Origin of the sequence: Streptomyces sp. NPDC079020, from assembly GCF_044542225.1 — a bacterium.
Lineage (GTDB): Bacteria > Actinomycetota > Actinomycetes > Streptomycetales > Streptomycetaceae > Streptomyces.
Genome location: NZ_JBITUB010000018.1, coordinates 99,268 through 113,541, shown reverse-complemented (window position 1 = coordinate 113,541; position 14,274 = coordinate 99,268). Strand labels below are relative to the sequence as shown.

Here is a 14,274-nt window from a genome sequence, read left to right as displayed (position 1 = left end):
CCCCTCGCCCACGTGCCATCGACCGGACGCCGACGGCCGTCCTGCGACGGCAAGGGGTACCACGCGCCGGGTCAACTTGGAAGCGACGACATGTTTGTCAGGGCCTCGGCAAAGAGGGTCTTCCGGAACGCCCCGGCCGGTGCTCGATCGAACGGACACCACTGATCGCCCCCGCCGAGCCCCTACGCGCTGCTGCTCCACCACGCGCCGCCGTGCTCGCAGTACGGCGGCGCCCGCGGAGTTCCGCGCTCGGTGCATCCGATGGTGGGTGATCCGGATGCTGCTCGGGGCCCGTCCGGCCTTCATCCGCGTCACGACGAGTCCGTGCCCGCGAGGGCGATCCCGCCGCTTCCAGGATGCCTGGTACGAAGTGCGGCGTTCGAGGCGGAGCCGGTACCCCATGACCGTGTCATGGGTGAGGAGACTGGACACCGGGGTGGAGACGGGGCGGGGGCCGGAGTGCGGAGCACCGCGGTCCGGGCTCGGGCAGCGGTGTCCAGTCCCGTTCGGTCAGGGTGCGTCGACCAGCAGGCGGCCTTCGGACGGGGTGCGCGTGGCGGCACGGGCCGCGTAGGCGGACTCGACGCGGGCACGTTCGGCGGCGTTGGGGACGGAGTTCTTGCAGCTGATACCGGCGCTGGAGCCTGACATCAGCTGGGAGCACGGCCCGGGCTTGGTGTCCGGCAGGCCGAGGTTGTGACCGATCTCGTGGGCGGCGATGCGGGTCTTGTCGTGGCCCTCGGTGACCGCCTGGCTGCCGAGTTCAACCCGGGCGAGGCCGCCCGGGCGGACCGGGCCCAGCGTGGCCTGCGGCCAGCCGCTGGTGGCGACGATCTGTATCTCGGCGCGGGTGCCCGGCTGGGCCTTCGCCAGCTTGACGTTGCTGGTGTTCGCGTTCCAGGAGGCCACTCCGGCCGTGATGGCGGCTTCCCAGCCGGGGGCCCGGGTGGCGTCGTAGTAGAGGGTCGTGGCTGCGGAAACGCTGATCGGTGCGGCCGTCGCGGGCGTAGGAGCGGCGTACGCCGCGGGCATCGTGATCATGGTGATGGCCGCGGTGGTGCCGGCTAACGCGAACCACTTCGAGTGGCGCATGGCTGTCCTTTCGCTGGGCTGGTCTCCGTGAGAGGGCGCCGGAGCCGGTGGTACGGACGGTGGGCACCGCCCCTCCCGGGAGCGGGACAAGCATTCCTATTGTCGATGCACTGTCAATGCGTCGTGGGGGGAGTATGCGGGCGCAGCACCGGCTTCCGCCAATGTCGGTCGGTCATAACATCCGTGGATGTGCGTGTCGCAGTCGGCACTCGGGCGGATCTGCGGGAACCGGCGGAGTTGGAGGATGACCCGGGAGGGGCAGGGGCGGAGTCGGTAGCCGCTCCGGTGGTGTTGTGCCGCCAGGTCCGGTCGACTGCGGCTGTCGGCCCGCATATGAAGGTGTCTCAGCCACGCCGAGTACGGAGGCCGAACTCAGGGGTGCCGTAGAGGGTGACGGTCTCCGTTCCCTGCGCTGTCACCAGTGCCTGCGGTGTCCACAGGGTGGCGGACTGTTCGCGGAACGGCGGTAGTTACGCGAGGAGTTACGGCTCCAGGCCGCTGGGGAAGCCTGCGGAGCGGCCTGGCGCCGCCCCGGATCGCGCGGGCACAGCGCCGGCCTCCACCTTCGCCATGGCACTGCGCCGCCAACGACGCGAGCCCGTCGACGTACGGCAGGGCCTTCGGACACGACTGGGCCGGCGACTGGGGTTCCGGCCTGGCGGGGTGAGGGCGGAAGGAGCCGGTGGTGAAGGGGGAGGTCTCGAAGGTGGGTGCGATCGGGCAAGAGGGCACCCGTGCTCATGTCACGCAGGGACGAGACGCTTGACTTCCCGCAGAGTAGGGGCGGTTTCGATGCTCTGGATGCCGGGGAGCGGGCCGATCCGCTGGTCGATGTAGTCGTACAGGTCGGACGGGTCGCGGAAGATGCCGTTGGCGACCAGGTTGGACGTGCCGGTGACGGCGGCGGCGAAAGCGATCTGCGGGTGGGTGGCGAGGGCTTCCCCCACGATCCGCAGGTGCGCGGGGGTGACGTTCAGCCAGATCCGGGTGGCCATGTGGTAGCCGAGGAGCTGCGGATCGAAGTCGACGGAGAGATTCAGGGCACCTTCGCCGCGGAGGCGGTCGAGGTGGCGCTGGACGCTGGAGGGGGAGCGGCCGGAGGCCGCGGCGAGTTCGGGCAGTGTCGCACGGCCGTCCCGGGCCAGCTCGGTGAACAGGATCCGGTCGGTTGCGTCCAAGCTGAGCGGGCCGGCGGTGAATGAGCCGGAATCCACCGTGGCCGCGGTGCCCTGCGGCTCGAACCGCGTGGAGTGCCAGGTGCTGGTCGCGCCGACGAAGATGCGCATCATGCAGTGCGCGCTGACGGAGAGCACCTGAGGGGTGCGGGGGAGTTTCTCCAGCAGCAGTACGTTGCGTTCCTCGACCGTACGGGCGTTGAGCGCGCAGTAGAGCTCGGTTCCGCCGGAGGCGAGGGTGACCCAGGTGGTGTCCGGGCGGCGGGCGAGGGCTTCGGCGATGGTTCCGGCGGCGTCCGGAGTGCAGTGCAGGCGCAGCAGCCACCGGGTCAGGCCCAGACGGGAGGAGACGGGCAGTCCGATGATGCGCAGGCCGAGGATCCGCAGCCGTTGGTATCGGCGGGCAACGGTGCGCTCGGAGACACCGAGGTCTCGCGCGATGCGGCTGAAAGGAGTGCGGCCGTCGAGCTGAAGGCCCCGGAGCAGGTGCTGGTCGAGGTCGTCCATGGTGCCGTGATCCACCGGTATTCCTCATTCTTTCGCCGGATGATCCCGCTCTCAAGCGTACGGCTTGGGCCGGAGCGGGAGGGGCCTGGATGGTGACCGGGTCGTTGTCCATCCCGGTGTGGGGAGTGAGAATCCATGCGTATCTGGGGGCCGTTGGCCGCCGTCTGCCTGGGCACGTTCATGTTGCTCGTCGACGTCACGATCGTGCTGGTGGCGTTACCCGCCATGTCCGAGTCGCTGGGCTCGTCGCTGTCCCAACTGCAATGGGTCGCCGACGGCTACGCGCTCGCGGTGGCGGCTGCCCTGCTGGGCGCCGGAATGCTGGCAGACCTTCACGGCCGGCGCCGGATGTACGCGGGCGGACTGGTCGTCTTCGCCCTCGCGTCGGTCGCCTGTGCGCTGTCGCCCGACATGGCCGTACTGATCGCCGCCCGCATCGTGCAGGGACTGGGGGCCGCGGCGATGTTCACGGCCACGCTGTCCCTGATCAGCACCCTGTACTCCGGTCGCCGTCTGGCCCTGGCCTTCGGCAGCTGGGCTGCCGTGGCCGCCAGTGCTTCCGCCCTGGGACCGATCCTGGGAGGCCTGCTCACCCAGACCCTGGACTGGCGATGGATCTTCTACGTGAACATCCCCGTTACCGTGATCGCCCTGGTCATGACCTTCCGATACATCCCCCGCACCCCACCACCGGTGCGGGACGCCTCACGGCGGCTGGATGTCCCCGGCGTCGTGCTGTTCGCGATCGGTGCGGGCGGATCCGTCTACGCACTGACCGAGGCGCACGTCCAGGGATGGGTGTCGGCAGGGACACTGGTGCCACTGGGAGCGGCACTGGGCGCCTTCGTCGCGTTCGTGCGAGTGCAACAGCGCAGTCGGCACCCGTTGCTGGACCTGTCGCTGTTCCGCCGGCCCGCGTTCACCGCTGCGATGCTCACGATCGCGGTCGGTGAGGGCACCGTCTACGGAATCATGCCGTACACCTCGCTGTGGCTGCAGTCGGTGCAGCACCTCTCCCCGCTGGCCGCCGGTCTGGTCGTGCTGCCGCACGCGCTGGCCGCAGCATCGGTGGCGGTGCTGGGCGGACTCCGGAAGCGGAAGCCGTCTCCCCGTTCGGGCGCTGCCCTCGGGCTCGCTCTCGCCGGTCTGGGGGTCGGCGCCCAGGGCTTCCTGGGACCCGGGTCGGGCTGGCCCGTCCTGGTGGGGGGCCTGGCTCTGAGCGGGGTCGGCATGGGACTGATCTTCCAGGTCGCCGCAGCTCTCGCGCTGGGCTCCGTCCCGGCCGGGCACGCGGGTACCGCCAGCGGCACCTACAGCACCTTCGAACAGCTCGGCTACGCCTTCGGAGTGGCTGTCTTCGGCGCCCTGGCCGTCTCCACCATGACCACGTCCCTCCGCGGCAAGGTCACCGATCCCGTCGTCACCGCGCAGAGCCTCTCCGGCGGTGGTGCCGACAGTCTCCTGGCCCAGGCCCCGGCTGCGCAGCGCGCCTCCCTGGAGCACACGCTCCACGCCGTGTTCGCCACCGGGCACAACACCCTCGCGCTCACGGCCGGTGCCGTGGCCCTGGCCGGAGCCGCTCTCGTGCTGTGGCTGTCCCGAGGGCCACGGGAAGTACGCCCAACAGCCGCAGGTGAAACCACCTCTGACGCCCAGCCGGCCACATCCGCCATCGATTGAGCCCGGCGGCAACCGCGTCACGCCAGGCGATCCGAGGCTGAGCCCGGCAGCAACGGCGTCACGCCAGGCGGTCCGAGACACGATGCACGCAGCGGACGCCCTGACTCACGCCGAGAACGTCGCCTTCTCACCGGCCCTCTTCAGCCTCATTCGTATCCCGGTTCGTATCCCGGCCCGACCACCGACCCCAAAGAAGGACCCAACATGACCACCACCCCGATTCCCCTCATCGACCTCAGTCGCTGGACATCGGGTCACAGCGCGGACCAGGAGCGGCTCGCAGCCCAGGTCGATCTCTCCCTGCGGTCCACCGGTTTCCTCCTGGTGACCGGACACGGCATCGAACCGGAGATGCCCGGCCGTGTACGCGCCGCGGCACACGACTTCTTTCACATGCCCCAAGCGGCCAAGCAGCACTACGACCAGAACCGCCGTGGCTGGATCGGCCGGGAACGGGTGACCACCGCCCGTTCCGAAGGCATCCACACCCCGCCGGATCTGCTGGAGGTCTGGTCATGCGCCGTCGATTCCTCCGTACGGCCCGGCGACGCACACCGGATACCCCGCGAGTGGCCCGGCGAAGTCCCCGCCCTGCGCCCGCTCGTCACCGCGTACACCGACCGGATGCGCACCCTCGCCGACACGCTCCTCGAAGTCATGGCGACCGCCCTGCGTCAGCAGGTCGACTTCTTCACCCGCCACACCACCCGCCCGCACTGGGACTTCACCATCAACTGGTATCCGGCGGCCCACGAAACCGGCGCCGCCGCACCGGGCCAGTTCCGTGTCGGACCGCACACCGACTTCGGCCTCATCACCCTCCTGAACCGGCAGCCCGGCAAGGGCGGCCTTCAGATCCACGACGAGGAGTCCGGCTGGCAGGACGCCCCCTACGAGCCCGGCGCCTACACGCTCAACATCGGTGATCTCATGGCCCGCTGGAGCGGAGACCGCTGGCGCTCCGGCCGTCACCGCGTTCTGCCGCCGCCCCCCGAGGCCCCGCAGGAAGAACTCACCTCACTGGTGTACTTTCACGCCTGCGCACCCCACACCCGCATCACTTCGCTCCCGGCACCCCTCGGTCTCAGGCCCTACAGCCCGGTACGTGCCGGGGATTACCTCCACGACAAGATGCAGGCCATCCTCGGCTGACGACGGGTTCCTCCCCGTGAGCGGTCGTCGACGGACCCTCAACGGGAGGACGGATTCTGTTCCGGCAGGCAGGCGCCCTGCGGCGCGGTGGCGGACGGTGGCCCGGATCCGCGGGCCACCGGAGCCAGTCCGGCCATGAGGAGCAACGCGCCGATCGGCAGCAGGTCCAGGTTGGCCGCGAACAGAAGGAAGCCCACGAGCACCAGCAAGGGACTCCAGGCGGGCAGCAGACGCGGTGTGGCGGCCGCCGGCATGACCAGCAGGGTGAGCCAGCCCAGCTGGAACGCGAGTGGGCCGACCATCTCCAGGGGTTCGGGCAGGGGTGCGGCGGAGTCCAGGCGCGGGAACAGATCACCGAGAATCACCCAGAGGAAACAGACGACGCCGAACAGGCCGACCGCCGCAGCCGTGTTCGCGACGAGACGCCTGCGCAGGGTGGTGGCGGGAACGAGTTGCCGCAGCCTGAGCGTCACCACGCCGAAGAGCGCGAAGCCGATGAAGAACAGCGTGTGTCCGAGGTTCCAGGCGAGCCCGGGTCCGTGCTCCCCGTCCAACCCGTCGACGAGTCGCAGCAGGCCGTAGAGCACCAGCATGAGCGGAGCGATGAGCACGGGGCCACGCAGGCCCACGAGTTTGGAGGTCATACCGGCAGACTCACAGTCCGCCGGCCACCGGCCCATCGGGGGTGGCCCCCACCGGACCCTGGAATGTGTTCCGTAGGGGCCCTCTGCCCCGCTGCGGGAAGAGAAGGGGCCCGGCATCGACCGCGCCGGGCCCCTTCTTCGTCTTCCGGCCCGTCAGCCCGGCACCGGGTCGTGGAAGCCCCGCCTCCGGGCGGCTCCCGGCCGGCACCGCAGCAGACGCCCCAGCACCAGCCGGCCCCCGCGCAGCGCCCCATGCCGGTGCAGCGCCTTGACTGCGTAGGTGGAGCAACTCGGCGTGTAGGGACAGCAGGCCGGCAGTCGCGGGCTGACCGTCGCCCGGTAGCGGCGGACCACCTCGTACAGCGCACCTGCCGCCCGGCCGCCCGGACGGGGCGCCGCCGGGTCCGCGCCGGCGGATTTCGGGAATCCGGCTCCCCGGCCCAGGACAGCGAAGAGGAAGAGGGCGACCCATGCGTCGGGGCAGCACGTACGGCTCCAGAAGCAGCTGTCGCCGCACGCGTCGGCGCAGTTCTCCTTGCGTCTGCTCTCCCTGGTTCTCCTGCGTCGCTCCGCCACCTGAACTCCCCCTCCGCCGGCTTCGCCATGATCCTACGGACGTATGAGGACGCGTCCGAAGGGCCCCCGACGATCCCGGTGGCCCTTCGCTCGGAAGTCGGCGGGGCCCGCCGCGGCGCCCGGGTCACTCCAGTGCGAGGACGTTTGGCCCTGACCGCGGCTACGCGGCTCGGTGCGCCGATGGCGGTAGCCGCCGGGGTGGCGCCGACCCGGCCGGTGCGCGTCCGAGGCCGCCGTCGCGTCGGACGGCGGGCATGGACCTGCACATCCCACCAGGGCTTCGAGGGGGTATCCCGAACCCGGGCGTCCCGGTCCCGGCCGGCAGGGCCACCCCGACGCCGGGCCGTAGCTTCCAAGGTGCCCCGCCACGGCGGCCCGGAGCTGCACAGGTCCGTCCGTATATGGCCAGGAGGTGCCGGACTGCCGTGAAGCCCCCGAGGCTGATCATCCTGACTGTGCCGGCGAGCAGCGGTCAGCAGACTTTGTATTCGTCGCATGAATGTGTGAAAGGTGTGCATCCTTCGGGGACGGAGTCCCGTGCTGGGCGATTGGGCTGATAGTGCCCAGCCAATTCAGTAGCATTTGGCTCCGTATTGGATTGCGCGACGGGGGGAATGCTGTGCTTGAGATCGATGGGCTGCTCGACCAGATCGTGCCGGCGGCCGAAGCGGCGGTCGTCGCCTACGGAGTGGGTGTGCTCACGGCGGCGCGGGACGAGACGGCCGGGGCGACCGTACGGCTGGGGCAACGGCTGCTCGCCAGGGTCATGAACCGCGGTGGAGACGCCGACGCCGTTGAAGCCTCCGTCACCGGCCTGGCGGAGGCGGGCGAGGACCAGGACATGCGCGGGCTGCGGCGCTTGGAGTTGAGGATCGCACTGCGGGAGGCACTCAGAGAGCATCCGGGCCTCGCCGAGGAGCTTTCGGCGCTGCTGCCGGAAGGTCCCGCCGCCCAGGCCGGGGGTGAGCGCGGTGTCGCTGTGGCCGGAAACAACTCCGGGATCATTTCCACCGGCGACGGCGCGCACAACACGCAGCACCGGTGAACGGCGGTACCGACCCGCAGCAGCCCGACCGCACCGATCGCGGGCCCGTCCGGTCGTACGGCGACAGCCTGGTCCACGTGCGCGACAACTACGGCATCATCAGCAACGGCGACAACGCGCACAACGTGGTCATCCAGCCCCTGGCTCCCCCTGCCGAGAACTCGGTGGCCGGGAAGGCCAATCTGCTCGCGGACAGGGTCAGCGACTTCCTGAAGCGTGAGGAGGAGCAACTGCGGCTGTGGGATCCGGTTCCGCTGCCGTTGCGCTGCCGGCCGGCGCCTCCGACTCTCGCCGACAGCCAGAGCAGCGGTCCTGGCCTCTGGGCCGGGGCGGAGGCTGTTCTTCCGCTGGACCTGGAGGGCCCGCTGGAGGAACTCGCGGTTGTCTACGAGGGGACAAGACCCGGCAGGCTTCTGGTGCTGGGACGGGCGGGTTCGGGGAAGACCATTCTGATCCGGCGTTTCGCCAGGGCCCGGCTGGAAGCCCGCACACCGACCGGTGAGGCTCCGGTACCGGTGATCTTCAGCCTGGGGTCGTGGAATCCGACCACCACCCCCTTGCGGGACTGGCTGATCGCCCGACTGGAGCGGGACTATCCCTTTCTGGCAGGGGCCGGCCCCGACGGTGCGACGACGTGGGCCGAAGCGCTGATCGGCGCCGACCGTGTTCTGGCGATCCTGGACGGATTCGACGAGATCGCCGACGGCCTGCACAAGGACGCGCTGCGGGATCTCACGACCACCACCGTGCCGCTGCTGATGACGAGCCGCCGCCCCGAACTCGAAGAGGCGGTGAAGACACCCATGTTCTTCGCCGGTATCGAACTGACCGACCTCACCCTCGACGACTCCGTCAACTACCTGCTGCCCGGGTCCGTCACAGGCCTCGGCACCGATGCGGGCGCCACCTCCCCGACCGGGTGGGAGTACGTACTGAACAGGCTGCGCCACCACCCCGACGAACCGGCCTGCGCCAACCTCACCGCTGTGCTGACCACCCCTCTGATGGTCACACTCGCCCGCACCGTCTACTCGTCCGGCCGCGATCCGGTGCGGCTGCTGACGGACACGGAGCTCGGCACCCGCGAAGCCCTTGAGGGCCATCTCCTGGACAACTTCGTTACCACCGCGTACGCCCGTTTCCTCAGCCACCGGCCTGTCACGAAACGTCGGCCCTGGCGCTCCGAACGCGCAGAGCACTGGCTCGGATACCTCGCCACACACCTGAAGCAACTCGACACCCACGACATCGAATGGTGGCGACTGGGGACGGCGATGAGTCTGCCTTCGCGCATGCTCGTCTCCGGGGTCGTGACCGGGCTCGCGACAGGCACCGTGCTCGGGTTCGCCCCCGGGTTCGAGACACGTTGGGAAACAGCCCTCAATCTGCTGCTGCATGTGCTGGGAATCGGTCTGGCTTTCGGCCTTTTGCATGGAATCATGTCGAAACTCAGGGTCGGCGGCGCATTCGAACCGTCGCGCATGCACATCCGTATCCGCGGCGGCTCGAAGAGGGTGAAGGAGAATCTTCTCCCCAGAATCCTGGGCGGATTCGCGGGTGGCCTGGTATTCGGGGTCGTGTACGGCCTCGGGCTGGCCGTCTACTTCACCTCTCTGGGCTATCCCTGGCTCGTGGCCCTCCTGGTATTCGGGGAATGGTCCCTGGTCGGGCTCACAATCGGGCTGGGAGCCGGGCTCACACTCGGGCTCATGACCGGGGTCGAGGCCCTCATCGAGACGAAATCCTCGGTCAGCCCGTCCGACCTGCTGAACACGAACCGTGCGACCGTGCTCGCCCAGGTCCTCGCGATGGGTCTGACGGTCGGGCTCGGGTACGGCACCGTCGTCGCGGTCATCAACAATCCCGCCCTTGGGGTGGCGAACGGGTTCGCGACGGGGGTCATGGTCGCCCTCGGAGCCTGCACGTTGACCGCCTGGGGCCGGTGGGTCGTCCTGGTCCGTGTCTGGCTGCCCCTGACCGGGCGGCTTCCGCGGGCAGTGAACGCCTTTCTGGACGACGCCTACGAGCGGGGTGTGCTGCGTCGGGCCGGCGCGGTCTACCAGTTCCGCCACGCGCGGCTCCGGGATCACCTGGCCGAGGCCCACGGGCGACGCGAAATGCCGACGACAGCGACAGGAGACCGCTGATGAACGACGGGCAGCGAACAGTACGCGGCACGAGGAGGTCCGGGGCCGGTGCCGCGATGGGAATCGCGGCGGCCCTGGTGGCCGCTGCCGGAATCGTGGGGCTGCCGGGCTCCCCGACCGCTTCCGCGGAACCGGTCGGGCTCACACTGCGCTACGCCTGCGCGTTTTCAGGACTCGGCAACCAGCCCGTGACGATGCGGCTCGATACGGATATCCCGGATTCGATCCGGGTCGGCAAGGCCAGCCCGCGGTCCGCCCTGAACGGAGTGGCGACCGTGAGTGCGGGCATCACGCGGCTGGCCGCGGCGGTCGGTGCGAAGACCGTCGAAGGCTCGCTGGACGGGACCGCCACCGTGAACGCACCGCAGGGCAATATCCCCCTGGCCGTGCCCATGACGATCCCCCGGACCGCTGTCCCGGCCTCCGGTTCGTTCGACATCACCGCCAAGGGCACCGCGCCCTCGCTCACCTTCACCCGACGGGGCAGGGCGGAGGTCAGCATCGGCAGCCTCACCCTGAGCCTCACCCCGAAACGTGCCAACGGCAGCACGACCCCCGTGGGCCGGCTCCAGGCATCCTGCACAGTGGTCCCCGGGCAGAACACGGTCCTGCAGTCGCTCACCATCACCGAGCCGGTGCAGGCAACCCCGACGAAGACCGGCGGGCCCTCCTCCGGAACGACCGGGGGCGGGAGCGGCTCCGGAGCGTCCGGAGGTGGAGCCGGCTCCGGCGCGGGTCCCGGAACCACTGACGGTACGGCCACGGGGCCGCGGCCCGGAACAGGGTCCGGTCGTTCGGCGTCGGCTTCGTCGGACACCTCGGCCACGCGGACGGCACCGGCACCCACCCCGACCGGGTCCGCACCTCGCACTCCGACCGCGTCGCGAGGAGCACCGACCATTGATCCGCCACAGGACGACGCGACCGACGACGCCACCGACAGCGCGGCCGATGACCTGAACCCCAAGAATCCGATCGTGCTGGCAACGGGCGTCCTCGCCGTGGGGGGCGCCGCCGCGCTCGTCGCGTTCGGCCCATGGCTCAGGAAGCGGCACTCCGGCGACCGGGACAGCTGAGCAGGGCCGGCCAGATTCACTGCCCACGGGGATGCCGGCGCGCCCCCGACGCCGGCCGGAGCCCCGGAACAGCGCGCATCGCGCGTTCTGGGCGGCGTCCTCCTCCCGCCACGGCCCGGAGCCGTGCTCGTACACCCCGTACGAGGACGATCCTCCGGCGTGCGATCGCACGCACCGGTCCCCGCGAAAAAGTGCGCGGCCTACTGTTCTGCGGACCCTTGGGCAGGAACCAACTCCGGCGGGACGAAACCCTCTTCGGCCAGGCGTCGCCACAGCGCGGGCGGGACGGGGAAGCGGGCCCCCGCCGCGTTCGCCGTGACCTCCGCGGCCGACCGGCAGCCCACGATCACCGACCCGACAGCCGGATGCAGCGACGGGAACTGGATGGCCGCCGCAGCGAGCGGAACGCCGAACTCCGCACACAGCCGCCTGCATTGCCGCGCGCGGACCAGTTCCCGCTCGGGAACCGGCCGGTAGTTGAACATCGCACCGGGGGAGGGGGCCGCGAGCAGACCGGTGTTGAAGACCCCACCGACGACGACCGAGGTACCGGTCTTCGCGCACAGGGGCAGCAGCGTGCCGAGCGCGTCGTGATCGAGGAGCGAGAACCGCCCCGCGATGAGGACGATGTCCACGTCGAACTCCGCCACGTACGCGGCGAGCGGCGCGCTGTGGTTCATGCCGAACCCGATCGCCCGTACCAGTCCTTCGTCCCGAAGCCGGCGCAGCGCCGGGTAGGCCGTGCGCCGGACCTCGTCCGGGAAGTTGTCCGCGTCGTGCAGATAGAGGATGTCGACGGACGACCGCCCCAGGCGGTCCAGGCTCGACTCCAAGGACCTGCGGATACCGGCCTCCGTCCAGTCCGTGACCACCTCACCGGGCGAGCCGTCGGGCCGCGGCCGCAGCAGCCAGCCCGTCTTCGTGGAGATCAGCGGCGCGGTGACGCCTGCCGGTGCCAGCAGGCGGCCGAGCCGGTCCTCGGCCTGGCCGTGCCCGTAGCGCGGCGCCGTGTCGAAGTACGTGATCCCTTCGCGGGCCGCGGCCTCCAGCGTGGCCGCGGCGTCCGCCTCCGTCACCTCCTCGAAGAGGCCGCCCAGCGGTGCGGTGCCGATCCCCAGACGGGGCAGTTCGAAGGGCAGCCGGCCGGTCATCGGGCCACCTCCCGGACCGGGGCCTCGCAGGTGGGCCGGCCACCGCGCAGGGTCATTGTCAGTGTCAGCCGGACCTGCGTCCCTCCGGGCAGCTCCACACAGCAGTACGGACCACCGACGTCCTGTGCGGGACCGTCGTCGGCCTGCGCGGTGTGCATGACGTGCTCGGCGAACGAGCCCGCCTGCACCACCAGCGAGCGGGCGGTGCTACCGAGGTTGACCAGTTCCACGACGGTGCGGTCGGGGCGGATGTCGCGGACGAGTGCCGCGACGTCCGGCGGGAGTCCGGGCCGCCGCCCGCCCACGTCGTGGTAGCGCAGATGCATATGGGCGAGACCCCCGTTGTAGAGGACCTGAGGGGAGCCGGTGGTCAGTTGCAGCAGTGCCTCGGTGACGACGGGGTTGAGGTTCTGCCAGTGGTGGATGCCAAGAATGTCCGGGCCGACGGCCGGGTCCACCGGGTCGTTCTCGATGGCCTCGACGCGTTCGGCACAGGAGTCGAGAGCGCTGCGCAGCATGCGCTCGGGGAAACCTGGGTTGCGGCCCTGCAGGAACTCGTACCACGGCTCCTCGTGCCCGGCCTCGTCCTTGATCCGCTGGGTGTGCACCGTCGTCCAGTCCCACCCCGCGCCCGCCCGCAGCCGCTCGATGCGCTCCTGGTCCTGCGACTCGCGGCTGAAGTGCCAAAGGGACACCGGAAGTTGACCCGGCATCACGGTGAAGTCGAACCAGCCGGAGTCGTTGTGCCGTTGCGGAACCATCAGTGTCCGGTCGGCGTCCATCGCGCGCAGGTGCGGATCCCAGCGTTTGCCCAGGGTGCCCCGGCCCTCGGCGCCGCGCTGCTCGCCCTGGCGCAGTACGGCGTCGAGCGGGTTACGGGCCAGGTCGAGGAAAGCCGCGTCGCCGGTGAGCAGGGCCGCGTTCGAGGCCCCGACGAGGGTGGCGCTGCCGACGGAGGAGAGGCCGTGCGGCCACGACCAGCCATAGTGCGCGCCGTACCACCGGCCGCCCAGATACTCGCCGACCGCACCGCTCAGGCCCGCGTTGTCGGGGACCACGTCGCGTCCGTCCAGCCGTTCGCGCCAGGCGCCGACGTACTCGGCCACCCAGTCCGCGTAGCGCTGCTCACCACTGAGGAGAAAGGCGTTGGTGGCCAGCCCGGTCGCGGCCAGGCTGACGATCGTGTCACCGCGGCCCATCCGGTCCCACATCGCGCGGCCGTAGGAGCGGGCGCGCTCGGGGTCGGCGGCCAGCTGACCGAAGGACGTGACGTCGTCCATCCCGTCGAGCGGCAGACCGTACGGGTGCAGGGCGAGGCTCCACGGGAAGTACGGTTCCTCGTCGCTGAATCCCGGGCGCGGTCCCGCCGATCCGTTGTGCGGTGCGCGCAGAACCCGGTGCTCGGGGTCGTAGTTCGGCCCGCCGGGCAGATAGAAGTTGGCGAAACGGGCGGCCAGTTGGCGCAGTTGGGGATCGTCGGGGTCGGCCAGGCACAGACCGTAGAAGAGCAGCAGGCCCTCGCCCTGGTGGAACCAGTCGTAGCCGCGCTCCAGACCGTCCTGGAGCATGCCCATCTCGGTGAGCTGCGCGGTTACGCCGCTCCAGTGACGGCGCGCCGCCGGCAGGAGATCCGCGCTGCCACCGAGGATGTACAGCGTCGGCCAGTTGAAGAACGGCTCGTAGAAGTCGTCCACGCCGTCGCGGCCGTCCGGGCCCACGCCGAGCCTGTCCCGGAAGACGAGGCGGCCGTCGCCCTCGGTGTAGCGGTCGGCGAAGAGCCGCCAGGCCTTGTCCTGATGGGCGAGCAACTCGCGCTGGAGCATGGCCCATCGGGGTGCCGCGCCGATGCTGCGGGTCGCCCGGAGCCGGGGGCCGGGCACGGTGACGGCCGTCATCGGCCCGCCCCTTCCCCGGTGTTCGAGCCGCTGGTCCATTGGTTGCTGAACATCAAGAACGTCCGCCCCTCGCAATCGCCCATCGATAGCCGATGGTTAGACTCACCGGAGCGAGCCAGTGTGTCAATACTCGG

11 protein-coding genes are annotated in these 14,274 nt (G+C 70.3%); 5 read left to right on the top strand and 6 right to left on the bottom strand.

The window, feature by feature from the left end:
- Positions 1–510: 510 nt before the first annotated feature.
- Entirely contained in the window at positions 511–1,092 is a 582-nt protein-coding gene (locus tag ACIGJO_RS30345; protein WP_399963612.1) for a snapalysin family zinc-dependent metalloprotease, read from the bottom strand.
- A gap of 743 nt (positions 1,093–1,835) precedes the next feature.
- A complete protein-coding gene (locus ACIGJO_RS30340) occupies positions 1,836–2,789 on the bottom strand; it encodes an Lrp/AsnC family transcriptional regulator (protein ID WP_399963610.1) in 954 nt (317 codons plus the stop codon).
- Positions 2,790–2,909: 120 nt separating this feature from the next.
- Here ACIGJO_RS30340 and ACIGJO_RS30335 point away from each other — a divergent pair, with 120 nt between their 5' ends.
- Positions 2,910–4,454: an MFS transporter gene (locus ACIGJO_RS30335; RefSeq protein WP_399963608.1), complete on the top strand. Its 1,545-nt coding sequence runs from the start codon at positions 2,910–2,912 to the stop codon at positions 4,452–4,454.
- Positions 4,455–4,658: 204 nt separating this feature from the next.
- Entirely contained in the window at positions 4,659–5,606 is a 948-nt protein-coding gene (locus ACIGJO_RS30330; protein ID WP_399963606.1) for an isopenicillin N synthase family dioxygenase, read from the top strand.
- A gap of 38 nt (positions 5,607–5,644) precedes the next feature.
- Here the strand turns inward: ACIGJO_RS30330 and ACIGJO_RS30325 are convergent, their stop codons facing one another.
- Both ACIGJO_RS30325 and yidD read right to left on the bottom strand, forming a co-directional pair.
- Positions 5,645–6,250 carry a hypothetical protein gene (locus ACIGJO_RS30325; protein WP_399963604.1) on the bottom strand — a complete coding sequence of 202 codons (606 nt, stop codon included), beginning with the start codon at positions 6,248–6,250 and terminating at the stop codon, positions 5,645–5,647.
- 153 nt (positions 6,251–6,403) lie between these two features.
- Positions 6,404–6,826 carry a membrane protein insertion efficiency factor YidD gene (gene yidD, locus ACIGJO_RS30320; RefSeq protein WP_399963602.1) on the bottom strand — a complete coding sequence of 141 codons (423 nt, stop codon included), beginning with the start codon at positions 6,824–6,826 and terminating at the stop codon, positions 6,404–6,406.
- Between the two features lie 619 nt (positions 6,827–7,445).
- Between yidD and ACIGJO_RS30315 the strand changes: the two genes are divergently transcribed.
- From ACIGJO_RS30315 to ACIGJO_RS30305, 3 genes are read left to right on the top strand one after another with little or no spacing between them, the layout of a single operon-like run.
- Positions 7,446–7,871, top strand: coding sequence for a hypothetical protein (locus ACIGJO_RS30315; RefSeq protein WP_399963599.1), 426 nt, complete (start codon positions 7,446–7,448; stop codon positions 7,869–7,871).
- Positions 7,868–10,018 (top strand): NACHT domain-containing protein, encoded by a 2,151-nt coding sequence (locus tag ACIGJO_RS30310; RefSeq protein ID WP_399963597.1) that lies wholly within the window; start codon positions 7,868–7,870, stop codon positions 10,016–10,018. Before ACIGJO_RS30315 ends, ACIGJO_RS30310 begins: the two co-directional genes overlap by 4 nt.
- A gap of 56 nt (positions 10,019–10,074) precedes the next feature.
- Positions 10,075–11,094 (top strand): DUF6801 domain-containing protein, encoded by a 1,020-nt coding sequence (locus tag ACIGJO_RS30305; RefSeq protein ID WP_399963595.1) that lies wholly within the window; start codon positions 10,075–10,077, stop codon positions 11,092–11,094.
- 200 nt (positions 11,095–11,294) lie between these two features.
- Here the strand turns inward: ACIGJO_RS30305 and ACIGJO_RS30300 are convergent, their stop codons facing one another.
- Positions 11,295–12,245, bottom strand: coding sequence for an aldo/keto reductase (locus ACIGJO_RS30300; RefSeq protein ID WP_399963593.1), 951 nt, complete (start codon positions 12,243–12,245; stop codon positions 11,295–11,297).
- On the bottom strand, positions 12,242–14,140 hold the full coding sequence (locus ACIGJO_RS30295; RefSeq protein ID WP_399963591.1) for a hypothetical protein: 1,899 nt from the start codon (positions 14,138–14,140) through the stop codon (positions 12,242–12,244). Before ACIGJO_RS30295 ends, ACIGJO_RS30300 begins: the two co-directional genes overlap by 4 nt.
- Between the last annotated feature and the right edge of the window lie 134 nt (positions 14,141–14,274).

Bases quoted from the DNA above. Each gene is read 5' to 3' on its own strand.
- ACIGJO_RS30345 (WP_399963612.1), bottom strand. From the start codon at position 1,092: ATGCGCCACTCGAAGTGGTTCGCGTTAGCCGGCACCACCGCGGCCATC.
- ACIGJO_RS30335 (WP_399963608.1), top strand. From the start codon at position 2,910: ATGCGTATCTGGGGGCCGTTGGCCGCCGTCTGCCTGGGCACGTTCATG.
- ACIGJO_RS30330 (WP_399963606.1), top strand. From the start codon at position 4,659: ATGACCACCACCCCGATTCCCCTCATCGACCTCAGTCGCTGGACATCG.
- ACIGJO_RS30325 (WP_399963604.1), bottom strand. From the start codon at position 6,250: ATGACCTCCAAACTCGTGGGCCTGCGTGGCCCCGTGCTCATCGCTCCG.
- ACIGJO_RS30305 (WP_399963595.1), top strand. From the start codon at position 10,075: ATGGGAATCGCGGCGGCCCTGGTGGCCGCTGCCGGAATCGTGGGGCTG.
- ACIGJO_RS30300 (WP_399963593.1), bottom strand. From the start codon at position 12,245: ATGACCGGCCGGCTGCCCTTCGAACTGCCCCGTCTGGGGATCGGCACC.
- ACIGJO_RS30295 (WP_399963591.1), bottom strand. From the start codon at position 14,140: ATGACGGCCGTCACCGTGCCCGGCCCCCGGCTCCGGGCGACCCGCAGC.